A 26,003-nucleotide genomic window follows, 5' to 3' on the forward strand; every position below is an offset into this window, starting at 1 on the left:
GCGCCCTACCCTAATGCATAACCTGCACCGCGCACCGTGCGGATTGGGTCATCGCCACCGTGAGATGTTAGCGCCTTGCGCAGCCGCGCGATGTGCACATCCACGGTGCGCGTATCAACGTAGATATCGCGCCCCCAGACATGATCCAGCAGTTGATCGCGGCTAAACACACGGCCCGGACGCTCTAACAGGGTCACCAACAAACGGTACTCTGTGGGACCGAGCTTCAACTCATTTGCGGCGCGGTTCACGCGGTGGCGTTCCGTGTCCAGCGTGATATCGGCATAGCTCAGCGCCGCGCCCGAGGATGCCGGGCGCACCCGGCGTAATTGAGTACGCACACGAGCCATGAGCTCGCGCATGGAATAGGGTTTGACGACGTAGTCATCGGCCCCCGTCTCTAACCCGCGCACGGTGTCCACCTCTTCCGACCGTGCCGAGAGCATGATCACGGGGATATTGCGCGTATCCTCGCGGGTCTTGAGCTGTCGGCACACCTCGATCCCGCTGAGCAGCGGCATCATCCAATCCAGAATAATCAGATCCGGCAGCGCCTCTGCCACCAGCAGGATCGCTTCTTCGCCATTCTCGGCCCGCCTCACGTCAAACCCCTCGGATTCAAGGTTATACGCCAGAATTTCGCGCTGTGCGGGTTCGTCTTCCACCAACAGGATCTGGGGCTGCGCCGCCGACATGGTTCTACCCCTTCAGCTTGGTGGAGGTGTTATCCGCCTTTGGGCGGTCCTCGTCCGGATGGGTGCCGGTCACCAGATAGACGACCTGTTCCGCGATTGATGTGACCAGGTCGCCCATGCGTTCCACGTTTTTCGCGATGAAATGCAGGTGCATACACGATGTAATGTTGCGCGGGTCTTCCATCATGAAGGTGAGGAATTCACGGAACAGCGCGTTGTACATCTGGTCGACGTCTTCATCGCGTGCGATCACGTCCATTGCCAGTTCAGCGTCGCGCTGCACATAGGAATCCAGCGCGTCCTTGAGCATGGATTCGACGGTTTTACACATGCGGCGGATGGCACCGGCGCTATCGGCTACTGCAGGAAGCTGTGCGAGAACTGAATTACGTTTGGCCATGTTTTTCGCATAGTCGCCAATACGTTCCAAGCTGGCGCTGATCTTGATCACACTCAAAATCAACCGCAGGTCCACGGCTGTGGGGGCGCGCAGGGCGATGATGCGGGCGGCGCGTTCGTTGATCAGCTCTTCGAGCGCGTCAATCGCCTTGTCCCCGCCGCGGACCTGATCGGCCAGCTCTTCGTCGCGGGTTTCCAGCGATTGTGCGGCAAGGCGAATGGCATCTTCGACCATGCCACCCATTTTCATGATCTGTGCCTGAACGCTTTCGAGGTCACGGTCAAAGGCAGAGGCAATGTGTTGATCTTGCATGATACTTATCCAATCCGGCCAGTGATGTAGCTTTCCGTCCGAGGGTCTTCGGGCGACGTGAAAATTTTGTCGGTCTCGCCGAACTCCACCAGATTGCCAAGGTGGAAGAACGCTGTTTTCTGGCTCACCCGTGCGGCCTGCTGCATGGAGTGTGTGACGATCACGACCGAATAGTCCTGACGCAGCTCGTCGATCAGCTCTTCGACCTGGGCGGTCGCGATCGGGTCAAGCGCGGAACAGGGTTCATCCATCAGCAGCACTTCGGGTTCGGTCGCAACGGCACGGGCGATGCACAGACGTTGCTGTTGCCCGCCTGAAAGGCCAGTGCCGGGCGCGTGCAGACGGTCCTTGACCTCGTTCCAGATGGCACCGCGTTTCAGGGCGCGTTCAACGATATCGTCAAGCTCGGACTTATTGCGGGCCAGACCGTGGATACGGGGGCCATAGGCAACGTTGTCGTAGATCGATTTGGGGAACGGGTTCGGCTTTTGGAACACCATGCCGACCTTGGCGCGCAGTTGCACCGGATCGACCGCGCTGTCGTAGATGTCTTCGCCGTCGATCAGGATATCGCCCTTGACAGTGCAGATATCAATCGTGTCGTTCATCCGGTTGATACACCGCAGGAAAGTCGATTTCCCGCAGCCTGATGGACCGATGAAGGCGGTGACGGTTTTGTCTTGAATATCGACAGAGACATCCTTGATCGCGTGGGTGTCCCCGTAGAAAACCTGCACGTTGCGGGCGGCGATTTTTGTTTGGTTCGTTGTCACGTCCGTCTCCGAAATTACGTTGTCTTTCATAGCCTTGCCTTTCATTCTTACCAGCGCCGCTCGAACCGGCGCCGCAGCATTACGGCGATGGCGTTCATGGTGATCAAAAAGACCAGCAAGATGATGATACCGCCCCAGGCGCGTTCATAGAACGCTGGATCGGCGCGTTTGGCCCATTCGTAGATCTGCGCCGGCATGGCGGAGTTCGGGTCCATCAGCCCCGATGCGATGCCGTCGGGCGGGTTCGACGCGATGAAGCCCACCATGCCGATCAGCAGCAACGGGGCCGTTTCACCAAGCGCCTGCGCCAGACCGATGATTGTGCCAGTGAGGATACCCGGAGCAGCCAAGGGCAGCACGTGGTGGAACACCGATTGCATTTTTGATGCCCCTACCCCCAGTGCCGCGTCACGGATGCTGGGTGGGACAGATTTCAGCGAGGCGCGGGTCGAGATGATGATCGTCGGCAGTGTCATCAGCGTCAGCACCAGTCCACCCACCAGCGGGGCCGAGTTTGGCAGGTGCATATAGTTGATGAAGACCGCCAGACCCAGAATACCGAAGACAATCGACGGTACCGCCGCGAGGTTAGAGATATTCACCTCGATGATATCGGTCAGCAGGTTCTTGGGGGCGAACTCTTCAAGGTAGATCGATGCGGCCACCCCGATGGGCAGCGCCAGTGCCAGCACCACCAGCATCATAAAGAGCGAGCCAAGCATCGAGACCCCCATGCCCGCCGCCTCGGGTCGGGCGTCAGACGCATCGGCACCTGTGATGAAATCGAGGTTGAAGCGTTTCTCAAGCGCCCCATCTGCGACAAGGGCGTCCACCAGATCAAGCTGCTCTGCGCTGATGCTTTTGTCGTTGGCGATGCTGTCGCGCGTGACGCGGCCCTTCATATAGCCATCGACGCGGCTGTTGGTCAGGAATTCAAACTCGACCGCGGTGCCGATAAGCTCGGGGTTATCCAGCACAAAGTCACGCAGCTGTGCCGCCGCATCCTTGGACAGGATACCCGCCATCGCCTTGGGCTTTAGGTCCGTGGTAATACCGGTCTCGGCCACCTTAGCCTCGAGCGCGGCGGCCATCAGCGGCGCGTAGCCGAAGGTCGATACCTTCTTGATCTCGTCCAGATTACGGTTGCCGTTCTTGTCCAGCTTTTCCTCAAGCAGTTGCACGTTCAGCGTCAGGAACGTCTGTTGAAAGGCCCCTGCGCCGCGACCGATGATCGTGGTCAGCAAGATTGCCAGCATCAGCAGGCCCACGGCGATTGCGGCGATACCGTAGGATTTGAAACGGGCCTCGGCGCGGTTGCGTTTGACGGTGCGCGCGTCGGGCTTCAGCAGCGAATGGCGCGGCGTTGCGGTGTTGGGCATGTCGGTCATTCGTACTGCTCCCGGTATTTGCGCACGATATAAAGCGCCAGAACGTTCAGCCCCAAGGTCAGCACGAACAGCGTCAGACCAAGGGCAAAGGCGACCAGCGTTTCAGGGCTGGCAAAGTCGGTATCCCCGGTCAGCTGGCTGACGATACGGGTGGTGATGGTTGTCATCGCTTCCAGCGGGTTGCCCGAGATGCGGGCGATGGCCCCTGCCCCCAGCACAACGATCATCGTCTCGCCGATGGCCCGGCTCGCGGCGAGAAGCACAGCCCCCACGATCCCCGGCAAAGCGGCAGGCATCACGACCTGGCGGATGGTTTCGGAATGGGTCGCGCCCAAGCCAAATGACCCGTCGCGCATCGACTGCGGCACAGCGTTGATGATATCGTCGCTGAGGGAGGAAACGAAAGGGATCAACATGATGCCCATGACCAGCCCCGCCGTCAGGACCGATGTCGCCCCGCTCATCCAGTCGACACCCAGCAGACCATTCTCGCCGCGGCCAAAGATGTTCACAAGGAACGGCCCCACCGTCAGCAAGGCAAAAAGACCGTAAACAATCGTCGGAATACCGGCGAGGATCTCCAGCAAAGGCTTGGCGAAAGAGCGTACTTTGTTGTTAGCGTATTCCGACAGGTAGATCGCGGCAAAGAGACCGATGGGCACGGCCACCAGCAGCGCGATGATCGAGATATAGAGCGTCCCCCAAAGCAGCGGCAGGATCGACAGGTCACTGTCCCCGCGGAAGTTCGGGGCCCATGTGGTGCCCAGAAAGAAATCCTGCCACGGGTGTAGGCGGAAGAAGTTCAGCGTCTCGAACAGCATCGACAGGACGATCCCCACGGTGGTCAGGATCGCCAGCGACGCGGCGAGCACCAGCAACCCCAGCAGAAAGCGTTCCACCGTATTGCGCGCGCGAAAATCGGCCCGTGCGGTGCGCATCGCGATGAACAGACCGGCCAGCGCCAAAACAGAGATCACCGCGATCATCAGCCAGCGGCCGGTGTACTCCATCGACCGGTAGCGCTGCGCGGCGGCCAGCACCTCTGGCGTCACGTCAGACCCAAGCGCCACGCCCGTGCCCGCCAGCAGCGCGCGCACGTCGGTGCCGGTCACGTCCAGATCACGGGCGCTTTGCGCATCCAACGCGCCTGACTGCACGGCCGCGTCCAGCCCGTTGGCCACGCGGCGCACGTCGCTCATCACCAGATTGACCGAAGAGCCTTCGTTGACGGCGCTTTGCGGGATCATGTCGATGACCGCGTTCTGGATCAGCATCGGCTGTACCAGCATCCAGATCGCCAGCACAAACAGCGCCGGAATGGCGGTGAGCATGGCGGCGTTATAGCCGTAGTAATTCGGAAGGGAGTGCAGCTTGCGCGCATCGCCCGAGACGGACGACATGGCCCGGCTGCGCACCAGACCATAGGCAAGGACTGTTAATATCAAAACAACGGCAACTAAGAGCGTGGTAGATCCCACATTGAAAATATCGCGCATGGTGGCCCCCGGTCGCAGCCTGTGTCAGGCTATCATTGTTTGGAAAGTATCAGTCGGCAGCAAAAATCCGGAGGCACCTCGCAGCGCCTCCGGATCGTCAGACAGGGTTTAGGAACCGCTGCCCATTACAGTTTCTTCAGCAACAACCGACTGTGTTTTCGCCAGTTCTGGGTCGGAGACCAGACCGTATTCAGCCAAAGGACCGTCTGGGCCAGCAATCTCGTCTGCCACGAAGAACTCGGCATATTCTTTCAGGCCGGGGATCACGCCGATATGCGCTTTCTTGACGTAGAAGAACAGCGGGCGGGATACGGGGTAGTCGCCGCTCGAGATGGTTTCAACGGTGGGCTCAATGCCGCCCATGTTGGCGACGGTCAGCTTGTCGGTGTTGTTCTCGTAGAAGGCCAGACCAAAGACGCCGATGCCGTCTTTGTTGCTTTCGATGCGGGCCAGCGTTTCGGTGTAGTCACCGTCGATGTCGACGGACAGACCATCGGTGCGCAGCGCGATACATGCTTTTTCAGCGGCTTTCTTGTCGTCGCCATTCGCGGCCTTGAACGCTTCGAAGTCGCCGGTTTCTTCACAACCTGCCAGGATCACTTTTTCTTCGAAAACTTCGCGCGTGCCGTGCTTGGTACCGGGGATGTAGGCCTGGATCGGCTGCTCGGGGAAGCTGGCATTGACGTCGGACCACATCTTGTTGGGGTTCGCTACGATCTCGCCGTCGACAACGACTTCGGCGGACAGGGCTTTGTACCAGTCTTCGGGGGTGAATTCGAATGTGTTGCCATTGATGTCGGAGGCAAAGACGATGCCGTCATAGCCGATCTGGACTTCGATGATGTCGGTCACACCGTTCGCGGCGCAGGCTTCGACTTCGGAGCTTTTGATCTGGCGCGAGGCGTTTGCCACGTCGATTGTGTTCTCGCCAACACCTTCACAAAAACGCTTCAGACCCGCCGAGGAACCACCGGATTCAACAACAGGTGTCGGGAAATCGAAGTTTTCGCCAAAGGCTTCGGCAACGATGGACGCATAGGGCAGAACAGTGGAGGAACCGGCAACCTGTACCTGATCACGCGCGGCAGCGGCGGTTGCGGATACGGCGGCAATGGCCAGCGCGGAAGTGGTGAGTTTAACGAGCGACATGATGTCTCCTGTCAGCTTAGATTTGTCTGACCACCCCCATGGTGATCTTGCCGCACCAATAGGCGGGCGACACTGAGCTTTTGTGACAGTCATGTTACAGTTTTATGACACGGACGGAAATTGTAATTTCTTTTTGACCAAAATGCGCCCGATCACGCCACATCCATAGGCAATATCACCGTGAATCGCGCCCCATCCCCCAGATCAGAGGTAATTTTCAGCCGTCCACGGTGCCGGTTCAGGATATGTTTTACAATCGCCAGCCCCAGCCCCGTACCGCCAAGCGCGCGGCTGCGGTGGCTGTCGGCGCGGTAGAAGCGTTCGGTCAGGCGCGGCAGGTGCACAGCGTCGATCCCCGGCCCGTGGTCGCGGATGGTGACCCGCACCGCAGGCCCGCGCAGCGACGGGTCGCGCAAGGTCGTCTCGACCGAGATTTCGACGTCTTTGCCCACGCCCCCATACTTGATGCCGTTCTCAATAAGGTTCGTGAACACCTGCAACAGCTGGTCCGTATCCCCCATCAAGGGCAGCGGATCGTCCCCCATAGTCGCCACCAACGTCACATTCGCCTCTACGGCCAAGGGGTTGAGGTTGCGCATGGTCGATTGCAGCACATAGCGCAGATCGACCTTATCCGTCGGGCGCACCCGTTCGTCCGATTCGACGCGGGACAGCGACAGCAGATCGCCCACGAGCCGGTTCATGCGCTCGGCCTCTCCGGTCATAATCCCCAGAAACCGGTCCCGTGCGGGGGCGTCGTCACGCGCAGGACCGCGTAGGGTTTCAATGAACCCCATCATCGCCGTCAGCGGGGTGCGCAATTCGTGGCTGACGTTGGCAACAAAATCGCGGCGCATCTGGCTGGCGTTGGTGACCTGTGTGATGTCTTGAAAGCTCAGCAAGACGTAATCCATGCCGGTCACCTTTCGGACGTGCACCCGAAAGGTCGTGTCATTGCCATTGTCGCTGGCCAGATATTGCGCCTCGCGCGGGGTATCATCCTGTTGGCATTGTTCGACCGCATCGACCACCGCCGGCTGGCGCAACACGTTGATGTAATGGCGGTCCAGCGCGCCACGGCCCAGCAGGGCTTGGGCCGGCGCATTCATCGCGACGATACGTTCGGCGCGATCAACGGCAAGTGTAGGCAAAGGCAGCGCTGCCAGCAGATCCGGCAGATGCGGGCGCAGAACCATGTTCAGACGGGTTTTAGCTGGCTGGCAAAGCGCCGCGCGTTGTCTTGGTAGTGTTTCGCGCTGGCTGTCAGCCCCGCAATCGCCGCCGCGTCCAGATCACGCACAACCTTGCCCGGTGCGCCCATCACAAGCGACCCGTCCGGGATCACCTTGTTTTCAGTAATCAACGCCCCTGCCCCGATCAGGCAATTCTTGCCGATCTTGGCCCCGTTCAGGATCGTCGCCCCCATTCCCACCAGCGAGTTATCCCCGATGGTACAGCCGTGCAGCATGACCTTGTGACCGATCGTACAGTTCTCCCCCACGGTCAGCGGGCAGCCCGGGTCCGTATGAAAGACGCAGTTTTCCTGCACATTACTGCCCTTGCCCACGAGGATCAGCTCGTTATCGCCGCGCAGCGTACAGCCGAACCAGACAGAGGCATCTGCCTCGAGCGTCACATTCCCGATGACATTAGCATCAGGGGCGACCCATGCATCCGCGTGAACCTGCGGGGTGATATCGGCCAAAGCGTAAAGCGTCATTTCGTGTCCTCGAATTCTGATTGCAGCGCGCGCACATGATCCACCAGTTTCGGCTGCTGCGAAAGGCGCAATCTTTCGGCGGTGATGATCGACTTCAGCTTGGCCTCTGTTTCGGTCAGGTCATCATTGACCAGCACGTAGTCGTAACCGTCCCAATGGCTGATCTCGTCCCAGCTTTTCTCCATCCGCAAAGCGATGGTATCGGGGGCGTCCTGACCACGGGTTTCCAGACGCCGCCGCAGTTCTTTGATCGAGGGCGGCAGGATAAAGATCGACAGCACGTGCTGCTTGAGCGTCGAGTTGCTGATCTGCTGCGCGCCCTGCCAATCCACGTCGAACAGCACGTCGCGGCCGCTGTCGATCGCCTTTTGCACCGGTCCCTTGGGCGAGCCGTAATAGTTGTTGAAGACGCGGGCGTGCTCCAGCATATCGCCATCGTTCACCATGGCGCGGAAATCATCCTCGGCTGTGAAAAAGTAGTCCTTGCCGTCTTCCTCGCCGACACGCGGTGCGCGGGTGGTGGCCGAAACAGAGAATTCAAGCGAGGTATCCCAATCGCGCAGCTTGCGGGCCAGCGTCGATTTACCCGCCCCCGAGGGCGAGCTGAGGATGATCAATAGGCCGCGTCGGTCGCTCATGTCTTACTCCACATTTTGCACTTGTTCGCGCATCTGGTCTATCACCGCCTTCAAGGCCAGCCCGATCTGGGTCAGCGCGGTGTTTTGTGCCTTGGAGCACAGTGTATTGGCCTCGCGGTTGAACTCCTGCATCAGGAAATCCAGCTTGCGCCCCACGGCCCCGTCCTGCGCCAGCAAGGCGCGGGCGGCATCCACATGGGCGTGCAGGCGGTCGATCTCTTCGGTGATGTCGGATTTGACGGCGATCAGCGCCAGTTCCTGCGCCAGCCGGTCAGCGTCCACACCTTCGGCATTGTCCAGCACCCGCGTAAGATTGCGTTGCAACGTCTGTGCCATCTCGTCCTTGCGCGTCTCGGCCAGCGCGGCGGCCTGTGTCGTCAGCTCTGCCACCTGCGTCAGCTGCGCTTCCAGCACCTGCGCCAAGGCAGCCCCTTCGCGGGCGCGCATGTCGTTAAAATCGGCAAACACCGTGGGAAATTCCGCCAGCAGTGTCGCGCAAAGGGCGGCCACATCATCCACCGTCGTCGCCTGCTCAAGCACGCCGCGCATGGTCACGATGTCGGTTGCCTTGGATGGCGCAAGCGAGATACCTGCATCCATCGCGCGCGCTTCGATCTGGTGCAGCGCATCCAGCACGACCTCAAGCTGATCCGCGTTCACCGTCAAAGCGCCAGAACCATCCTCGCGGGTGATCCGAAGGTTGCAGGTGACATTGCCGCGGGCGATGGCAGCGCCGAGCGTCTTGCGCAGGCCGGCTTCCAGCCCGTCGATCCAGTCGGGCACACGCAGGCGCAGGTCGAGCCCCTTGCCGTTGACCGATCGCAATTCCCACCCCCAACTGTGCGGGCCGGACGCACCACTGGCCGAGGCGAAACCCGTCATTGAACGTATCATGGCATGGTCCTTGTCGATTGCGATTGTTGCGCGCCTTAAAAGGGAAACTCGCAAATGGGGCAAGTAAAAAGCCATTCTGCCGCGCGAGGTATCCCCTTAACGGTCCGTTAACCAAGTTTGCTGTTATATCTACAAATTACCGCTGATTTGACTAAACTCAGGCAATAATTCGCGGCCCCGCTGCCGCCCCCCGTCCCGCTCTTGTCCCGACCGCAATAAGGCTGCCCGATGAAACATCTTCCCCCTTTGGATGACATGCCCCAGACCGCCTCTCGTCGCAGGATGCCGCCGCCGACACCCGCGATGGTTGACGTGCAGGCCTATTGGCAGGGGTTGTGCCGTGGTCAGCCGGTCCCGTTCCGGTCGCAGATCGATCCCGCACAGATCACTTCGGTGCTTGACCGCGCCTTTGTTCTGGAACGCAGGCGGTCTGAACTGGCGCGGTTTCGCGTCGCCGGATCGCAGTTGTGCACTGCCATGGGGATGGACCTGCGCGGTATGCCGATGATCTCGTTGTTCGACCCGTCCGAGCGTCGCCGCTGCAGCGATTGGCTGGATCACATTCTGTCACAGCCCGCCACCGGAGAGATGACGCTCACCGCGGGGGATGCGACCGTTCAGGCGCGTATGCTGGTGCTGCCGCTGCGCAGTGACATGGGGCAGATCGACCGGATGCTTGGCTGTCTTGAAGTCACATCCAATGCCATCGAGCATCCGGGGTTGTATCGCATCGGCGATCTTGCCACGACACCGATCCCGCGCCCGCCACGGGCGGACGTGGCAGAGGAAACCCATACGCCCTGCCCCGAAGGTTTCGCCGATCCCGCCGCGCGTTTTGCCGCGCGGTCCGGTCGCAACCGGCCAGCCTATCTACGGGTCGTGAAGTAAACATCGTAGCCCCGATGTGACGCCCCCCAGTGCCGCAAAAGAAAAAGGCCGCGCATGATGATATGCGCGGCCTTCCTTATTGCATAAGCGTCAGCCGTTATACGACGGCTTTGACCTGTTGGTTCGTCCGGCGTGCCGACAGTTCCTCGGCCACGAGGAAGGCAAGCTCCAGCGACTGGCTGGCGTTCAGACGCGGGTCGCAGGCAGTGTGGTAGCGATCAGACAGGTCTTCGTCCTGAACGGCGCGGACACCACCAGTACATTCTGTCACATCCTGACCGGTCATCTCAAAGTGGACGCCACCGGGCACGGTGCCCTCGGCGGCATGCACCGCAAAGAATTCGCGCACTTCGCGCAGCACGGAATCGAAGGGCCGCGTTTTATAGCCGCTTGAGGATTTAATTGTGTTGCCGTGCATTGCGTCACAGGTCCAGACGACATTCGCGCCCTCTTCCTGCACGGTCTTGATCAGACGTGGCAGGTGTTCACCCACATTGCCGGCCCCGAAACGCGCGATCAGGGTCAGGCGACCTTCTTCGTTTTCGGGGTTCAGCTTGTGCATCAACAGCTTGAGGTCATCGCTGGTCATCGTCGGGCCGCACTTCAGACCGATGGGGTTCTGAACGCCGCGGGCAAATTCCACATGCGCGCCATCGGGCTGACGTGTCCGGTCGCCGATCCAGATCATGTGACCCGAGCCCGCCAGCCATTTGCCGGTCTGGCTGTCCTGACGGCACAGTGCCTCTTCGTATTCCAGCAGCAGCGATTCGTGGCTTGTATAATATTCCACCGATTGCAGCGTATGCGCCGTCTCGGACGTGACACCAGCCGCCGCCATGAAATCAAGCGTGTCTGAAATGCGGTTCGCGATCTCGCGGTATTTTTCCGCCTTTTCGCTTTCGGTAAAGCCCAGGGTCCAGCCGTGCACCTGATGCACATCGGCATAGCCGCCGGTCGAGAACGCCCGGATCAGGTTCAGGGTCGCGGCGGCCTGTGTGTAGGCGCGCAGCATCTTTTTAGGATCGGGAATGCGGGCGTCGGCGGTAAAGGCGAGCTCGTTGATGATGTCACCGCGGTAGCTTGGCAGTTCCACCCCATCCACGGTTTCGGTCGGCGCTGAACGCGGCTTGGCGAACTGCCCCGCCATGCGGCCCAGCTTGATCACCGGCACCTTGGCACCGTGGGTCAGCACGATGGCCATCTGCAACATCACCTTGAAGGTGTCGCGGATCATATCGCTGCTGAATTGTTCAAAGCTTTCGGCGCAATCGCCGCCCTGAAGCAAGAACGCCTCGCCACGGCCCGCCGCCGCCAGATGCTTTTTCAGCCGCCGCGCTTCACCCGCAAAGACCAACAATGGATAACGGGACAATTCAGCTTCGACCGCGCGCAGCGCGTCCTGATCAGGATAGTCGGGCATCTGGATCCGCGGTTTGTCGCGCCAGCTTGATTTTGTCCAATCGGTCATCATTTTTCTCCGAAGTCCGCAGCGCCCGAAGTGTCAGGCGCAAACATTGTGAAATTGTGGTATATAAAGGTCTGACCCAAGTGACCAGAACCGAAATTCACCCTATTGACCTTCGCCCCCGCCCGTGGGCAAGGTTTTCGGCAGGTTTTTGAGGGCAGCGCCCACTTTGCCCCAACGTATAACGCAAACCTGAAAGGCGACGTGATGAGCGACACCCGTCTGGCCAACCGCATTCTTCCTGACACCGAAAAGACACGGCGCTTTGTCTTTGTGCTGCTTGAAAACTTTACCATGCTCAGCTTTGCCTCGGCGGTGGAATGTCTGCGCATCGCCAACCGCATGGCGGGCCGTCCGGCCTATGACTGGCGTCTGATCGGCGAGGATGGCGGGCGCGTGCGCTGTTCGGCAGGGGCAGAATTCACGCTGGACGGCGATCTTGACGATCTGGGCCGCGACGACACGCTGGTGGTGTGCAGCGGCATCGACGTGCAGGCGGCGACGACAAAGAAGCTGCTGGGATGGCTGCGCCGGGAGGCCCGCAAGGGCATGATGGTCGGCGGTCTGTGCACGGCCGCCTTTACGCTGGCCAAGGCCGGATTGCTGGACGGGAAGAAAGCCACGATCCACTGGGAAAATCAGGATAGCTTCAGCGAAGACTTCGAGGACGTCACACTGACGAAATCGGTCTTTGTGGTGGACGGCAACCGGATGACCACAGCGGGCGGGACATCCTCGATCGATCTGATGCTCAAGCTGATTGCCGACGATCTGGGCGAGGATCTGGCAAATGCCGTCGCCGACCAGCTGATCTATAGCTCCATCCGCACGGATCAGGACACGCAGCGTCTGTCGGTGCCCACCCGTATCGGCGTGCGGCATCCCAAGCTGGGTCAGGTCATCCAGATGATGGAGGCCAATATCGAAGAGCCCATCAGCCCGTCATCATTGGCGCGCGATGTCGGCATGTCCACGCGGCAGCTTGAACGGCTGTTCCGCCGCTACCTCAACCGCAGCCCCAAACGCTATTACATGGAACTGCGTCTGCAAAAGGCGCGGAACCTGCTGATGCAAACGGATATGAGCGTGATCAACGTGGCGCTGGCCTGTGGCTTTGCCTCGCCGTCGCATTTTTCCAAATGCTACCGTGCGCATTATAACACCACACCCTACCGCGAACGCGGGTCCCATGCGGCCAAGCCTGTCGCCTAATTGTTACTGATCCGGTACACCGCCCCGTTCCCGACCGAGATAAACCAGATCGCGCCGTCCGGCGCCTCTATGATGTCGCGAACCCGTGCCGTGGCGGGGGTAGAAATTTGCGCCACCTCGGCCAGCGGGTCGCCCTGTAGCCGCGCGATATAATTGAACTTGAGTGCGCCGACGAAGATATCGCCCCGCCAGTCGGGAAACATCTTGCCCGAATAGACCAGCAACCCCGAGGGCGCTATGGACGGATCCCAGTAGAAGACGGGCTGCTCCATCCCCTCTTTCGCTGTGCCTTCGCCGATCTTGGCACCGGAGTAGTGACGCCCGTAGGATATCACCGGCCAGCCGTAATTTGCGCCCTTGCGGACCGCGTTAACCTCGTCCCCGCCGCGCGCGCCATGTTCTGACACCCAAAGGTTGCCCTCCAGATCAAGCCCTGCCCCTTGCGGGTTGCGATGCCCGTAGGACCAGATTTCCGGCAGCACGTCGTCGCGCCCGACAAACGGGTTATCGGCGGGCACAGTACCGTCACGGTTCACCCGCACGACGGAGCCGTTGTGCTGCCCCAGATCCTGCGCCGCGGGGCGGTCGCCGCGCTCTCCGACGGTGACGAAAAGCGTGCCATCGCGCGCCTCGACCACGCGGCTGCCAAAGTGCTGACCGGCGGCAGACCCGCGTGACATGGTAAAGAGATCGCGAAGATTTTCGAGCCGCGCACCATCCTGCGACAGCTCTGCCGCGGCGAGCGCGGTACCGGCCCCGCCCTCAAGCGCCTTGGCATAGGTCAGGAAAACGGTGCGCGATCTGTCAAAATCCCGTGCCAGCGTGATGTCCAGCAAGCCGCCCTGCCCTGCATCAACGACCTGCGGCGTGCCAGCAACCTCGTGTCTGGCCCCGTCGCGGAGCCGCAACAAGCGGCCGTCGCGTTCGGTGATCAGCACGTCCCCATTCGGCAAAATCGCCAGCGCCCAAGGCGTATCCAGCCCTGACACCTGCTGGGTGATCCGCAGCTCTTGCGCGACAACGCCCGCCGCGCCCATGACCGATCCGGCTATGACCAACGCCCCGATGGCCCGTGCGGCCTGATGCATCATCCCCCCGAGAAACATGGCTTTCCCTCTTCATACAACCTATCCCTGCAAACCTAGCGCAGACAAAGCGTCGATCCACATCATCTTGCGCCACTTTACCTAGGGATAACGCTTTTCTTTTCCAAAATCGCCGCATAGGCTCTGGCGCAGAACACCATGTTCAACAGGGAGAGAAACATGAAAAAGATGCTTATGGCCACAACGGCTGCAGCATTGCTGGCCACCAATGCCTATGCCGACGCGCACAGCAAAGACGTGAAGCTTGGCGTGATCTTTGGCTACACCGGCCCCATTGAATCGCTGACCGGCATCATGGCGGAAAGCGCCGAGCTCGCCATGCAAGAAGTCACCGACAGCGGCATGCTGATGGACGGGGCGACAGTCACCCCCTCGCGCGCGGACACGGGCTGCGTCGATAACGCGCTTGCAACCTCCAGCGCGGAACGTCTGATCGCCGAAGGGATCAACGGCATTGTGGGCGCTGCCTGCTCTGGCGTGAGCGGCGCGATCTTGCAAAACGCGGCACTGCCAAACGGCATGGTGATGATTTCGCCATCCTCCACGTCGCCCGGCCTGACATCCATGGAAGACAACGGTCTGTTCTTCCGCACCGCCCCCTCCGACGCCCGTCAGGGCGAGGTCATGGCAACCGTGCTGATGGAAGAAGGCGTCAAGGAAGTCGCGGTCACCTATACCAACAATGACTACGGCAAGGGTTTGGCCGACGCGTTCCAGCAGGCCTATGAAGCCGCTGGTGGGACAATCACCATCTCTGCCGCACATGAAGACGGCAAGGCCGATTACTCTGCCGAGGTTGGCGCGCTGGCCTCTGCCGGTGGCGACCGTCTGGTGGTTGCGGGCTACGTCGATCAGGGTGGATCGGGCGTCGTGCGCGCGGCGATTGATTCAGGCGCGTTTGACACGTTCCACTTCCCTGACGGGATGATCGCGGCGAACCTTGAAAACAACTTCGGCTCCGAGCTGGACGGCTCCACCGGCCAGCACCCCGGCACCGATAGCCCCGGCGCTGACAAATTCACCGCGCTGGTCGACGGTGCCTTCGATACGACATCGCCCTTCGCACCGGAAAGCTATGACGCGGCAGCGCTACTGATGCTGGCGATGCAGGCCGCAGGGTCTTCCGATCCGCAGGTCTATAAGGATCAGGTCATGTCGGTTGCGAACGCCCCCGGCGAAAAGATCTATCCGGGTGAGCTGGCCAAGGCGCTGCAAATCCTCAAGGACGGCGGCGAAGTCGACTATGAAGGCGCAACCGCGGTTGAACTGATCGGCCCCGGTGAATCCGCTGGCAGCTACCGTCAAATCAAGATCGAAGACGGCAAGATCACGACGGTTCAATACCGCTAGCATCACATGACGTGACAGAAAACAGCCCGGTGCATTGCGACCGGGCTGTTTTTGCAACGGGGCTTCGGCACCGCACGGGGAGACTACAAAATGATCGTCGTAGACGACATCCATAAACATTTCGGCGGGTTCCACGCCGTGGACGGGGCCAATCTGACCATTGGCAAAGGCACGATCACCGGTTTGATCGGCCCGAACGGTGCTGGCAAAACGACGCTATTCAACGTGATCGCGGGGGTGCTGAAACCGACCTCGGGGCGCGTCACGATGGACGGCGAGGATATTACCGGCCTGCCCCCCCATACGCTGTTTCACAAAGGGCTGCTGCGGACCTTCCAGATCGCGCATGAATTCTCGTCGATGACCTGCCGCGAGAACCTGATGATGGTGCCCGGCGATCAGGCGGGCGAGACGCTGTGGAACACATGGTTCGGGCGCAAGCGCATTGCCGATCAGGAGCGCGCCTTGCGCGCCAAAGCCGACGAGGTGCTTGAGTTTCTGACGGTCGAACATCTGGCCGAGCAAAAGGCGGGTCAGATTTCCGGCGGTCAGAAAAAGCTGCTAGAACTAGGGCGCACCATGATGGTCGACGCCAAGATCGTGTTCCTTGACGAGGTCGGGGCCGGTGTGAACCGCACGCTGCTTAATACCATCGGTGACGCGATCATCCGGCTGAACAAGGAACGCGGCTATACCTTTGTCGTGATTGAACACGACATGGATTTCATCGGCCGTCTGTGTGATCCGGTGATCTGTATGGCCGAGGGCAAGGTTCTTGCGCAGGGCACCCTACCCGAGATCAAGGCCAACGAACAGGTGATCGAGGCCTATCTGGGCACCGGGCTCAAGAACAAGGCCGTGCCTGCATGAGACGGATGGCCACCGCATTGACCCTCTGCGCGGGATTTGCCCTGCCGCAGGCCGCTGCGGCCTGTGCGCAGCTGTCGGCGCAGGTCTGGATGTGCGATCGGGGCACCCCGTGGGAAGAAGCAACCTGGGACACGGTCGGCGACGGCTCCACCCGCTATCTGGGCGAGGTGATCCTGAACTTCACCCAAGAATGGCCCGGGTACGACATCGCCGACGGCACCTCGACGCTGGAAGAGCAATACGAGACCTATAGCGCCTGGATCGCGGCGGATGGCGGCCCTGCCCCCGAGGTGCTGAAGGTCGACCGGATCGACACCCCGATGGGCACGACCCTGCGCCACCTGCAATATGACGAGATCGAAGGCGACCGCACCATGAGCGCGGTCATGTTGTCGGATGTCGGATCAGCGCGGATTATGCTGTATCTCGATACCACCGACACGATGCCTTTGGATGAAATGGACAAGATGTCCTTTGAGGTGGCCATGATGCTGCGCGACACCTGTGCGGATGAGATATCCTGCGCCGCGCCCATCCCTGCGGCAGCCCTGGACACCGAATGAAAGAGACTGACATGAGCAACCCATACGGCGACCGGGGCAATAAGGACCTGTCGATCGCGAACCCCAAAGGGCAAGGCACCGCGCAGCCGGTCAAACGGGGCGGCAAAAGCCACCCCGCGCCGGGGGGGCCCTTTCTGATTGGCGACACGATGACGGGCGGTTATGGCAAGGGCCCCGATATCCTGCACGGCTGTACCATCGCTGTCGAAAAGGGTGAGATCGCCGTCATCGTTGGCCCCAATGGCGCGGGCAAATCCACGGCGATGAAGGCGGTCTTTGGCATGCTCGACGTGCGCCAGGGCCATGTGCGGCTGGACGGTGAAGACATCACCGCGCTGTCGCCGCAGGACCGTGTGGCCAAGGGCATGGGGTTCGTGCCGCAAACCTCGAACATCTTTACCTCGATGACGGTGGAAGAAAACCTTGAGATGGGGGCGTTCATCCGCCGCGATGATTTCCGTGATACGATGGTGCAGGTCTATGACCTTTTTCCGATCCTCAAGGAAAAACGCTATCAGGCCGCGGGCGAGCTGTCGGGCGGGCAACGCCAGCAGGTCGCTGTGGGCCGCGCGCTGATGACGCAGCCGAAGGTGCTGATGCTCGACGAACCCACCGCAGGCGTATCCCCCATCGTGATGGACGAACTGTTCGACCGCATCATCGAGGTCGCGCGGACCGGTATCCCGATCCTGATGGTGGAACAGAACGCCCGCCAAGCGCTAGAGATTGCGGATAAGGGCTATGTTCTGGTGCAAGGGGCCAATGCCTTTACCGGCACGGGCAAAGAGCTTTTGGAAGACCCCGAAGTTCGCAAATCCTTTCTGGGGGGTTAAGCGATGCGATGGATCCTTCCGCTGGCCCTATTGGCAACCACGGCGCCAGCCTTGGCGCAAGACAGCGTTGCCACGACCGCTGCAACAGCCCCGACTGCCGAAGCTGCGACGGCCCCCGCAGAGCCCTTCCAGCAGACGATTGCGATCGCTTGCCGCTTTACGTGGGAATGTGTGGAGAACGAACCCTGCACCGAGACAGAGTTCACCCCCGACATCACCGGCAACGCAGGCGGAGCCTCTGCCGATGCGCTGACGGTTCAATCACAAATGGTTAGCGACGCCGAAACCGTCGACATGACCGGCACGAAACAGGTCAAGGCGCTGTCCCTGACGGGGGGTGGGTTTGATGCCCGCCACCTGCTGAGCATCGCCGCCGACGGGGCCTCCCGTTATACCGTGCATTACGCTGATGGGCCGATTGTCATCAGCTATCTAGGGACATGCAAATAATGGATTTACTCAACGCTTTCATCGCCTTGGCCAACTATGTGCTGGTTCCGGGCATCGCCTACGGATCGCAGCTGGCGCTTGGTGCGCTTGGGGTGACGCTGGTCTATGGCATCTTGCGGTTCTCGAACTTTGCCCATGGCGACACAATGGCGCTTGGCGCGATGTCCGCCGTGCTGATCACCTGGGGTTTCCAGTCGCTGGGGCTGAGCTTGGGGGTCCTGCCGACCGCCTTGCTGGCGCTGCCCTTTGCGATCATCATCACCATCGGGCTGCTGCTTGGCACGGATAAGCTTGTCTATAGCTTCTACCGCGAAAAGAAGGCCAAGCCGGTGATCTTTGTCATCGTCTCGCTGGGGGTGACATTCGTCTATAACGGCATCACCCGCTTTATCATCGGCGCAGAGGATCAACGGTTTCTGGATGGCGAACGCTTCATCATCTCGGCCCGCGACTTCAAAGAGATGACGGGGCTTGAGGAAGGTCTGGCGATCAAAACGACCCAAGGGCTGACCGTGGTGACGGCTGTCATCGTGGTTGCCGCATTGTTCTGGTTCCTGAACAAGACACGCTCGGGCAAATCCATGCGCGCCTACTCTGATAACGAGGATCTGGCGCTGCTGTCGGGCATCAATCCTGAACGCGTGGTCATGATCACCTGGATCATTGTGGCCTGTCTGGCAACCACCGCAGGCGTGCTTTACGGCTTGGACAAGTCATTTAAGCCCTTCACCTATTTCCAGCTGCTGCTACCGATCTTTGCAGCCGCGATCGTGGGCGGTCTTGGCAGCCCCATCGGGGCCATCGCGGGAGGCTTTGTCATCGCGTTCTCCGAGGTGACGATCACCTATGCGTGGAAAAAGGTCTTTGGCTACCTCGCACCCGAGGGGATGGCCCCCGACGGCTTGGTGCAGCTTTTGTCCACCGACTATAAATTCGCCGTCAGCTTCGTGATCTTGTTGATCGTGCTGCTGTTCAAACCCACAGGTCTGTTCAAGGGGCAATCGGTATGAACGAGACACTGAAAAACACCGTTCTTTTCGCCATTGTCGCGCTGCTGATCGTACTGACCGGACTGGCGCAAAGCTGGAACGCGGCGCTGCTGATCATCGCGATGGGGCTGATCTCCAGCATCATGGCACTTGGCGTGAACCTGCAGTGGGGCTTTGCGGGGCTGTTCAACGTGGGCATCATGGGGTTTGTCGCCCTTGGCGGTCTGGCCGCTGTGCTGATCGGCATGCCCCCCACGCAAGGCGCATGGTCCGCGGGGGGCTGGGGAATCCTCACCGCCCTGCTGATGGGGGCCGCGACGATCATTCTGGCGGTTCAGGTGATGAAACGCATGGCCAAGGGATGGCTGCGCACGCTGGTCGTTCTGGTGGTGCTGGTGGCGGGGTTCTTTATCTTCCGCGCCCTGCTCGACCCGTCGGTAAGCGCGGTCGAAGCCGTGAACCCCGCGACCACCGGCTATCTTGGCGGGCTTGGCCTGCCGGTCATCATCGCCTGGCCCGTAGGCGGGCTGTTTGCAGCCGGAGCGGCCTGGCTGATCGGGAAAACCGCGCTTGGGCTGCGGTCTGATTACCTAGCGATCGCGACCCTGGGCATCGCCGAGATCATCATCGCCGTGCTCAAGAACGAAGACTGGCTGTCGCGGGGCGTCAAGAACGTCATCGGCATCCCGCGTCCCGTCCCCTATGAGATCGACCTGCAAAATAACGCGAGCTTTGTCGAACAGGCGGCCGGCTTCGGGCTGAACCCGGTAGAGGCATCGACGCTTTGGGTGAAATTCCTTTACGTGTGTCTGTTCGCCGTGGTGCTCTTGGTACTGATGTGGCTAAGTCAGCGGGCGCTGAATTCGCCCTGGGGCCGCATGCTACGCGCGATCCGCGACAACGAGGTCGCGGCCGAAGCCATGGGCAAGGATGTGACCGCACGGCATTTACAGGTGTTCATTCTCGGCTCTGCCATCTGCGGGATTGCTGGCGCGATGATGACCACGCTGGACAGCCAGTTGACACCCGGATCCTACCAGCCGCTGCGCTTCACCTTCCTGATCTGGGTCATGGTGATCGTTGGCGGGTCCGGCAACAATCTGGGGGCCGTTCTGGGGGGCTTTTTGATGTGGTATCTTTGGGTGATGGTTGAACCCATGGGGCTGTGGCTGATGCAATTGGTCACCGCGGGCATGTCCGACGGCTATTGGCTGAAAGACCACCTGATCGAATCCGCTGCGCATATGCGGTTGATGACGATGGGTGCGGTCTTGCTGCTGGTATTGCGGTTCAGCCCGCGCGGGTTGATCCCCGAGAAGTAAATGAAAAGGCCTTATCCCTTGCGGGATAAGGCCAGCCTTCGGCGAGGATTTATCGCCATTTGGAAGCGCGTTCAGCGTCCTTTGAACAACCCGCCCAAAATTCCGCGCACGATGCGCCGGCCGGTTGTGCCTTTTAACTCCTTGATCACCACACTCGCGATGGCACCGCCGAAGCTGTCATCGCTTTTGGTCGTGCGTTTCGAGGTCGAGCGCGTGACCCGTTTGCCCGCATAGCGCCGCGCTGCATTGAATTCGCGCAAGGCGGGGGATGTGTCTTCGGCCTCGGCTTGCTCTTCGGCCTGTGCTGCCTCTTTCGCGGCGTCTTCGGCGCGTTTGGCCAGCATCTCGAACGCGGAGGCGCGATCAAGGCGGGTGTCGTATTTCCCCGCCATCGGGCTTTGCGCCATCAGGGCAGCGCGGGTGGCCGGTTCGATCGGACCAAGCTGCGAGGATGGGGGCCGGATCAGGGTGCGTTCCACGATGCCGGGGATCCCTTTTTTCTGCAGCATGGAGGTCACCGCCTCGCCCACGCCCACTTCGCGGATCGCGTCTTCGGTTTCAAAGCGCGGGTTCTCGCGGTAGGTTTCGGCGGCAAGGCGCAGTTCTTTGCGGTCACGGGCAGTAAAAGCGCGCAGCGCGTGCTGGATGCGGTTGCCCAATTGGCCAAGGATATCTTCGGGCACGTCTGCGGGGTTCTGTGTGATGAAATACACGCCCACGCCCTTGGAGCGGATCAACCGCGCCACCTGTTCAACCTTGTCGACCAGCGCTTTGGGGGCGTCGTCAAACAGCAGATGCGCCTCGTCGAAGAAGAACACCAGTTTGGGTTTATCGGGGTCGCCGACCTCGGGCAGTTCCTCGAAAAGCTCGGACAGCAGCCAAAGCAGGAAGGTCGCGTAGAGCTTTGGTGAGTGCATTAGCTTGTCGGCCGCGAGGATGTTGATAAAGCCGCGCCCGTCGTTATCTGTGCGCATCAGGTCGGTCAGCGCCAGCGCGGGTTCTCCGAAGAGATCAGCCGCGCCTTGGTTTTCCAGCACCAGCAAGCGCCGCTGGATCGCCCCGACCGACGCTGACGACACATTACCGTAGCGCAGCGCCAGGGTTGAAGCGTTTTCCCCGATCCAGACCAGCAGCGCCTGTAGATCCTTGAGGTCCAGCAGCGGAAGCCCGTCTTCGTCAGCGACGCGGAAAGCGATGTTGAGGATACCTTCTTGGGCCTCAGTCAGATCGAGAAGCTGCGCCAGCAGCAAGGGCCCCATTTCCGAGATCGTCGTCCGCACCGGATGCCCCTGTTTGCCGAACATATCCCAGAAGGTGACCGGAAAGGCGCTGTAATCAAAATCGTCAAAGCCGATGGTCTGGGCACGCTCTGAAAAGGGGGTGTGCAGCTTATGGCTGGCAGACCCTGCCTGCGCCAGCCCCGACAGATCGCCTTTGACGTCGGACAGAAACACCGGAACCCCTGCGGCGGAAAACCCTTCGGCCAAGATTTGCAGCGTGACGGTTTTGCCTGTGCCTGTGGCCCCCGCGACCAATCCATGGCGGTTGGCATAGCCGATGTCGAGAAACTGTTTCGTCGCGTAGTCTTCGCCTCCGCCGCCGATGAAGATATCATTTGTCACGTATTTAATTCCTTTTGGGCCAATAACCTGCAGCCAAAGTGCAGAGCGAGCATACAAACTTAACCTTTTCACACCATAGTGATTTTGTCGCCGGTCGTGATGTCCTTTTCGTGCTGGCGGCACTTCCTCCCTGTCAGACTTGGCCGCGCCTTCGGGTGCGGCCCTTTTTACGTTTGAGGTCGGATTTACGCGCTTGAAACCGCTGTAATATTTTATGTTGACGGTTCACGAATGCTTTCGTAACGTGCTTTCAATAAGTCGGCCAAGTCCGACGGGGAGAACGAAGAACAGGGAAAAGGACGCTTAGCGTCCTTTTTTCTATTTACGGCTCCGTCTTTTTCCAAAAGTTGCTCATATCTAAGTTCGAATTAGGCGAAATTTTGCCTTAAATCACGACAGTTTCAGCGCTATCGTCCTGACATTGGCTTTGGCGCATGGTAGATGGCGTCGAATTTAACTGATTTGGAACGAGCATGAAAAAGTATATCACACTTCTCCCTCTTTGCGCGGCGATGGCTCTGACTATGCCCGTTTCCGGTTACGCACAGACTGCAGCCACGGAAACACCCGCAGCAACAGACGCCCCGGAAACGGCGGAGCCGACCGCTGAAGCGGCACCCGCGACGGAAGAAAACACCACCACCGGCAGCAGCACCGACGTGCAGTCGCAGTTGAGCCTTGGTGAAGATGCCGACGGGGAGCCGACCCTGGGCAAGCCCTACACCAAAGAGGTGATCGGTGCCTGGGAGATGCGCTGCATCAAGACCGAAGAAGAGGTCGACCCCTGCCAGATGTACCAGCTGATGGATGATGGCCAAGGCGCGCCTGTCGCCGAATTCTCGCTGTTCCGCCTGCCAGCGGGCGGCAAGGCGACAGCCGGCGCCACTGTGGTTGTGCCATTGGAAACGGCCCTGCCCTCGCAAATGACCCTGACCGTCGATGGTGGCAAAGCGCGCCGCTATCCTTTCGCTTTCTGTAACCCCGTTGGCTGCTACGTCCGCATGGGCCTGACCGAAGCCGATGTCGCCGCGTTCAAACGCGGAAAAGAAGCCGTGATCACCATCGTGCCCGCGCTGGCGCCTGACCAGAAGGTCGAACTGTCGCTGTCGCTGGACGGGTTCACCGCAAGCTTCGACAAATCCTCGGTTGTTGAAGACCGGTAAGCAGACGCTTGGCCCTCGGGCCGTTAAGACGACAAAGCCGCCCCGTTTGACGCGGGCGGCTTTTTCATGGGCGGTGTCGCTGGTAAGATCAGATCGCGCGCAGCGCCAGTACAGCGTTCATGCCGCCAAAGGCGAAGGCGTTGGACAGCGCCACCGTGACCCGCGCATCGCGGGCCACATTGGGCACCACATCCAAGGCGCAATCGGGGTCGGGTTCTTCGTAACCGATGGTGGGGGCGATCACCCCGTCGCGCAGGGCCATGATGCAGGCCAAAAGCTCTACCGCGCCGGTGCCGCCGATCAGATGCCCATGCATGGATTTGGTCGAGCTGATCATCAGCCTATCTGCATGGGTGCCGAACACATCCGCCACCGCCGCACATTCGGTTTTATCATTGGCTGCCGTGCCCGTGCCATGGGCGTTGATATAGCCCACCTCGTCCGGATTGATCCGAGCGTCGTCCAACGCGCCTTTGATCGCGCGGGCGGCACCCGCCTTGGAGGGCATCACAATGTCCGACGCATCAGAGGACATGGCAAAGCCCGATACTTCACACAGGATATCAGCCCCGCGGGCGCGGGCGCGGTCATACTCCTCGAACACGAAAACGCCTGCGCCTTCGCCCTGCACCATACCATTGCGATTGGCCGAGAACGGGCGGCAGGCGTCGCGCGACATCACGCGCAGCCCTTCCCACGCCTTGACCCCGCCAAAGCACAGCATCGATTCAGAGCCGCCCGTGACCATCGCCGGTGCCATCCCGCTGCGGATCATCGAAAACGCCTGCGCCATCGCGTGGTTCGAGGACGCGCAGGCGGTGGAAACGGTGAAGGATGGCCCCTTGAGGTGATGCTCCATGCTCACATGGCTGGCGGCGGCGTTGTTCATCAGGCGCGGCACGACAAAGGGATGCACGCGGTTCTTCCCTTCGGCATAGACCGCACGGTAGTTATCGTCCCATGTGCTAACGCCGCCCCCCGCGGTGCCAAGGACCACGCCTGATTTCGCCGAGAGCTCTCCCTTGAACTCAAGCCCTGATTGGCGGATTGCCTCCGCCGCGGCGGCAAGGGTGAACTGGGTGAACCGGTCATAAAGCGCGATCTTCTGGCGGTTATACTGGCTTTCGCCGTCAAACCCGTGAACCTGACCGCCGATCTTGATCGACAGCCGGTCCACGTCGCGGAAATCAAGCGGCCCGATTCCGCACACCCCGTTGCGCATGGCCGCAAGCGTATCGGGCACGTTCAGCCCCAGCGGATTGACCGTCCCCGCACCCGTAATCACGACACGTTTCACGCGTCAGGCCTGCTCGGCGCGCAGCCGTTCCACCCCTGCGACGATGCTGGCCACGCTGGAAATATCGAAACCCGTGGCGTCCGGCTGGTTCGCGTTGAACGGCACCGATACGTCGAATGTCTCTTCAATCGCGAAGATGCTTTCGACGATGCCCATGCTGTCGATGCCAAGGCTTTCGAGCGTGCTGTTCATGGTGACATCCGACGGCGTCAGAAACGCTTGATCGGCGATAATGCTGATGACCTGATCTTTGATGTTCATCCTAAGTCTCCGTCAGAACGGGCCATGGATCGGCCCTAGCTTGTCTCACTGTCTTTGGAGGTGCCCATCTGGGATTTTAACGCCGCCACATCGCGAAGCAAGCGCGGCAAACGGCGCAGTGCTTTGTAGCCTTCGATCTGCTTGCCCATCTCTGTCGCGGGATACCCCAGCAAAGACCGGCCCGCGGGCGCGTTGGACAGGATTTTGGTGCCGCCGCCCGCGATCACCCCGTCGCCGATGGTGATATTGTCACTGACGCCCACCTGACCACCCAGCACCACGTTGTCGCCGATGGTCACGGAACCGGCGATACCGACCTGCCCGCACAGCAGACAGTTTTTGCCGACCACAACGTTATGCCCCAGATGCACGAGGTTATCGAGCTTGCTGCCGTCACCAATGACGGTGTTGCGAATGGTGCCGCTGTCAACCGTGCAGTTCATACCGCATTCCACGTCGTTCCCGATGGTCACACTTCCAAGGGTGTGAATACGGGTCCATTGTTGCGCTTTTGTGTCGCCGCGATCACCAAGGGTCTTGCGGGTCTGTTCCACCGTGCTGGGCTCAGCCGTCACAAAGGAGAACCCGTCTCCGCCAATCCGCGCGCCCGGTTGCGCGATGAAATCATCGCCGATGCGCACCCGCGCGCCGATGCTGACGTGATCGCGCAAATAGGCGTTCTTACCCAGAACCGCGTCTGTACCAATGTAGCACTGCGGCCCGATGACAGAGCCAGCGCCGATTTTCGCGCCCGCCGCCACAATCGCCAGTGGCCCGACAGAGACGTCCTCGGCCAGTTCGGCAGTCTCATCAATAACGGCAGAGGGGTGGATGCCAGCCCCGAACCCCTGCCCCGGATCCATCATGCGGGTCAGTCCCGACATGGCAAAGCGCGGACGATCCGGCAGGATGGCGGCCTTCAACCCCATCTCTTGCCAATCGGCATTGGGCCAGAGCATGGCCGCGCGGGCCGATCCGTCAGACAGCGATTGTGCGTATTTGGGGCTCATGGCGAGCGCGAGATCGTCGGGTCCCGCGTCTGCCGGCTCTGCCAGTTTGGCAATCGAAATGGACGTATCGCCGACCGCTGGCAAGCCAAGCGCGTCGGCGATCTGTTGGATGGTATAGGTCATGTGCGGTCTCCCCT

The 26,003-nt window shown here is 60.5% G+C and carries 26 protein-coding genes; 10 read left to right on the forward strand and 16 right to left on the reverse strand.

Annotation, left to right across the window (positions count from 1 at the left end; all coding sequences use genetic code 11):
• Positions 1–5: 5 nt before the first annotated feature.
• From phoB to GLP43_RS10555, 10 genes are all read right to left on the reverse strand, one after another.
• Positions 6–695, reverse strand: coding sequence for a phosphate regulon transcriptional regulator PhoB (gene phoB / locus GLP43_RS10510; RefSeq protein WP_005853599.1), 690 nt, complete (start codon positions 693–695; stop codon positions 6–8).
• A 4-nt stretch (positions 696–699) separates the two neighbouring features.
• Complete coding sequence (phoU, locus tag GLP43_RS10515) at positions 700–1,407, reverse strand: phosphate signaling complex protein PhoU (RefSeq protein WP_237279268.1); 708 nt, start codon at positions 1,405–1,407, stop codon at positions 700–702.
• 5 nt (positions 1,408–1,412) lie between these two features.
• Positions 1,413–2,210, reverse strand: a complete 798-nt coding sequence (pstB, locus tag GLP43_RS10520; RefSeq protein ID WP_005853603.1) for a phosphate ABC transporter ATP-binding protein PstB — start codon at positions 2,208–2,210, stop codon at positions 1,413–1,415.
• A gap of 17 nt (positions 2,211–2,227) precedes the next feature.
• Entirely contained in the window at positions 2,228–3,568 is a 1,341-nt protein-coding gene (gene pstA / locus GLP43_RS10525; RefSeq protein ID WP_237279269.1) for a phosphate ABC transporter permease PstA, read from the reverse strand.
• Positions 3,565–5,064 carry a phosphate ABC transporter permease subunit PstC gene (pstC, locus tag GLP43_RS10530; protein WP_237279270.1) on the reverse strand — a complete coding sequence of 500 codons (1,500 nt, stop codon included), beginning with the start codon at positions 5,062–5,064 and terminating at the stop codon, positions 3,565–3,567. The genes pstA and pstC overlap by 4 nt, the downstream gene beginning before the upstream one ends.
• 108 nt (positions 5,065–5,172) lie before the next feature.
• Positions 5,173–6,213 carry a substrate-binding domain-containing protein gene (locus GLP43_RS10535; protein WP_237279271.1) on the reverse strand — a complete coding sequence of 347 codons (1,041 nt, stop codon included), beginning with the start codon at positions 6,211–6,213 and terminating at the stop codon, positions 5,173–5,175.
• 152 nt (positions 6,214–6,365) lie between these two features.
• On the reverse strand, positions 6,366–7,409 hold the full coding sequence (locus GLP43_RS10540; protein WP_237279272.1) for a sensor histidine kinase: 1,044 nt from the start codon (positions 7,407–7,409) through the stop codon (positions 6,366–6,368).
• Between the two features lie 2 nt (positions 7,410–7,411).
• Entirely contained in the window at positions 7,412–7,933 is a 522-nt protein-coding gene (locus GLP43_RS10545; RefSeq protein ID WP_237279273.1) for a gamma carbonic anhydrase family protein, read from the reverse strand.
• Positions 7,930–8,571 (reverse strand): guanylate kinase, encoded by a 642-nt coding sequence (gene gmk, locus GLP43_RS10550; RefSeq protein WP_005853615.1) that lies wholly within the window; start codon positions 8,569–8,571, stop codon positions 7,930–7,932. The genes GLP43_RS10545 and gmk overlap by 4 nt, the downstream gene beginning before the upstream one ends.
• A 3-nt stretch (positions 8,572–8,574) precedes the next feature.
• Positions 8,575–9,465: a YicC/YloC family endoribonuclease gene (locus GLP43_RS10555; protein WP_237279274.1), complete on the reverse strand. Its 891-nt coding sequence runs from the start codon at positions 9,463–9,465 to the stop codon at positions 8,575–8,577.
• 228 nt (positions 9,466–9,693) lie between these two features.
• Here GLP43_RS10555 and GLP43_RS10560 point away from each other — a divergent pair, with 228 nt between their 5' ends.
• A complete protein-coding gene (locus GLP43_RS10560; protein WP_237279275.1) occupies positions 9,694–10,353 on the forward strand; it encodes a PAS domain-containing protein in 660 nt (219 codons plus the stop codon).
• Between the two features lie 97 nt (positions 10,354–10,450).
• Here the strand turns inward: GLP43_RS10560 and GLP43_RS10565 are convergent, their stop codons facing one another.
• On the reverse strand, positions 10,451–11,821 hold the full coding sequence (locus tag GLP43_RS10565) for a class II 3-deoxy-7-phosphoheptulonate synthase (protein WP_237279276.1): 1,371 nt from the start codon (positions 11,819–11,821) through the stop codon (positions 10,451–10,453).
• 204 nt (positions 11,822–12,025) lie between these two features.
• Here GLP43_RS10565 and GLP43_RS10570 point away from each other — a divergent pair, with 204 nt between their 5' ends.
• A complete protein-coding gene (locus GLP43_RS10570; RefSeq protein WP_237279277.1) occupies positions 12,026–13,030 on the forward strand; it encodes a GlxA family transcriptional regulator in 1,005 nt (334 codons plus the stop codon).
• On the opposite strand, the gene GLP43_RS10575 is transcribed toward GLP43_RS10570, so the two are convergent.
• Positions 13,027–14,136, reverse strand: a complete 1,110-nt coding sequence (locus GLP43_RS10575) for a PQQ-dependent sugar dehydrogenase (RefSeq protein WP_237279278.1) — start codon at positions 14,134–14,136, stop codon at positions 13,027–13,029. The genes GLP43_RS10570 and GLP43_RS10575 overlap by 4 nt on opposite strands.
• Before the next feature lie 159 nt (positions 14,137–14,295).
• On the opposite strand from GLP43_RS10575, the gene GLP43_RS10580 reads away from it, so the two are divergent.
• The 7 genes from GLP43_RS10580 to GLP43_RS10610 all read left to right on the forward strand — a co-directional run bounded on the left by GLP43_RS10580 (position 14,296) and on the right by GLP43_RS10610 (position 20,513).
• Positions 14,296–15,486: an ABC transporter substrate-binding protein gene (locus tag GLP43_RS10580; protein WP_237279279.1), complete on the forward strand. Its 1,191-nt coding sequence runs from the start codon at positions 14,296–14,298 to the stop codon at positions 15,484–15,486.
• Between the two features lie 90 nt (positions 15,487–15,576).
• Complete coding sequence (locus GLP43_RS10585; protein ID WP_009824663.1) at positions 15,577–16,356, forward strand: ABC transporter ATP-binding protein; 780 nt, start codon at positions 15,577–15,579, stop codon at positions 16,354–16,356.
• Positions 16,353–16,919, forward strand: coding sequence for a hypothetical protein (locus GLP43_RS10590; RefSeq protein WP_051577590.1), 567 nt, complete (start codon positions 16,353–16,355; stop codon positions 16,917–16,919). Before GLP43_RS10585 ends, GLP43_RS10590 begins: the two co-directional genes overlap by 4 nt.
• Before the next feature lie 11 nt (positions 16,920–16,930).
• Positions 16,931–17,752 carry an ABC transporter ATP-binding protein gene (locus tag GLP43_RS10595; RefSeq protein ID WP_237279280.1) on the forward strand — a complete coding sequence of 274 codons (822 nt, stop codon included), beginning with the start codon at positions 16,931–16,933 and terminating at the stop codon, positions 17,750–17,752.
• 3 nt (positions 17,753–17,755) lie between these two features.
• Positions 17,756–18,202 (forward strand): hypothetical protein, encoded by a 447-nt coding sequence (locus GLP43_RS10600; protein WP_237279281.1) that lies wholly within the window; start codon positions 17,756–17,758, stop codon positions 18,200–18,202.
• Positions 18,202–19,212, forward strand: a complete 1,011-nt coding sequence (locus GLP43_RS10605; protein ID WP_005853635.1) for a branched-chain amino acid ABC transporter permease — start codon at positions 18,202–18,204, stop codon at positions 19,210–19,212. Before GLP43_RS10600 ends, GLP43_RS10605 begins: the two co-directional genes overlap by 1 nt.
• The gene (locus GLP43_RS10610; RefSeq protein ID WP_237279282.1) at positions 19,209–20,513 is read left to right on the forward strand and encodes a branched-chain amino acid ABC transporter permease; all 1,305 of its coding nucleotides are present in this window, start codon (positions 19,209–19,211) and stop codon (positions 20,511–20,513) included. The genes GLP43_RS10605 and GLP43_RS10610 overlap by 4 nt, the downstream gene beginning before the upstream one ends.
• A 71-nt stretch (positions 20,514–20,584) precedes the next feature.
• On the opposite strand, the gene GLP43_RS10615 is transcribed toward GLP43_RS10610, so the two are convergent.
• Complete coding sequence (locus GLP43_RS10615) at positions 20,585–22,135, reverse strand: helicase HerA-like domain-containing protein (RefSeq protein WP_237279283.1); 1,551 nt, start codon at positions 22,133–22,135, stop codon at positions 20,585–20,587.
• Between the two features lie 524 nt (positions 22,136–22,659).
• On the opposite strand from GLP43_RS10615, the gene GLP43_RS10620 reads away from it, so the two are divergent.
• Positions 22,660–23,298, forward strand: a complete 639-nt coding sequence (locus GLP43_RS10620; protein WP_237279284.1) for an invasion associated locus B family protein — start codon at positions 22,660–22,662, stop codon at positions 23,296–23,298.
• A gap of 88 nt (positions 23,299–23,386) precedes the next feature.
• Here GLP43_RS10620 and GLP43_RS10625 read toward each other — a convergent pair whose 3' ends face one another.
• From GLP43_RS10625 to lpxD, 3 genes are read right to left on the reverse strand one after another with little or no spacing between them, the layout of a single operon-like run.
• Positions 23,387–24,595 carry a beta-ketoacyl-[acyl-carrier-protein] synthase family protein gene (locus tag GLP43_RS10625; RefSeq protein ID WP_237279285.1) on the reverse strand — a complete coding sequence of 403 codons (1,209 nt, stop codon included), beginning with the start codon at positions 24,593–24,595 and terminating at the stop codon, positions 23,387–23,389.
• Positions 24,596–24,598: 3 nt separating this feature from the next.
• Positions 24,599–24,856, reverse strand: coding sequence for an acyl carrier protein (locus GLP43_RS10630; RefSeq protein WP_009824672.1), 258 nt, complete (start codon positions 24,854–24,856; stop codon positions 24,599–24,601).
• 35 nt (positions 24,857–24,891) lie between these two features.
• Positions 24,892–25,989 carry a UDP-3-O-(3-hydroxymyristoyl)glucosamine N-acyltransferase gene (gene lpxD / locus GLP43_RS10635; RefSeq protein WP_237279286.1) on the reverse strand — a complete coding sequence of 366 codons (1,098 nt, stop codon included), beginning with the start codon at positions 25,987–25,989 and terminating at the stop codon, positions 24,892–24,894.
• Positions 25,990–26,003: the final 14 nt, after the last annotated feature.

The organism is Sulfitobacter sp. M39 (assembly GCF_021735935.1).
Taxonomy (GTDB): domain Bacteria; phylum Pseudomonadota; class Alphaproteobacteria; order Rhodobacterales; family Rhodobacteraceae; genus Sulfitobacter.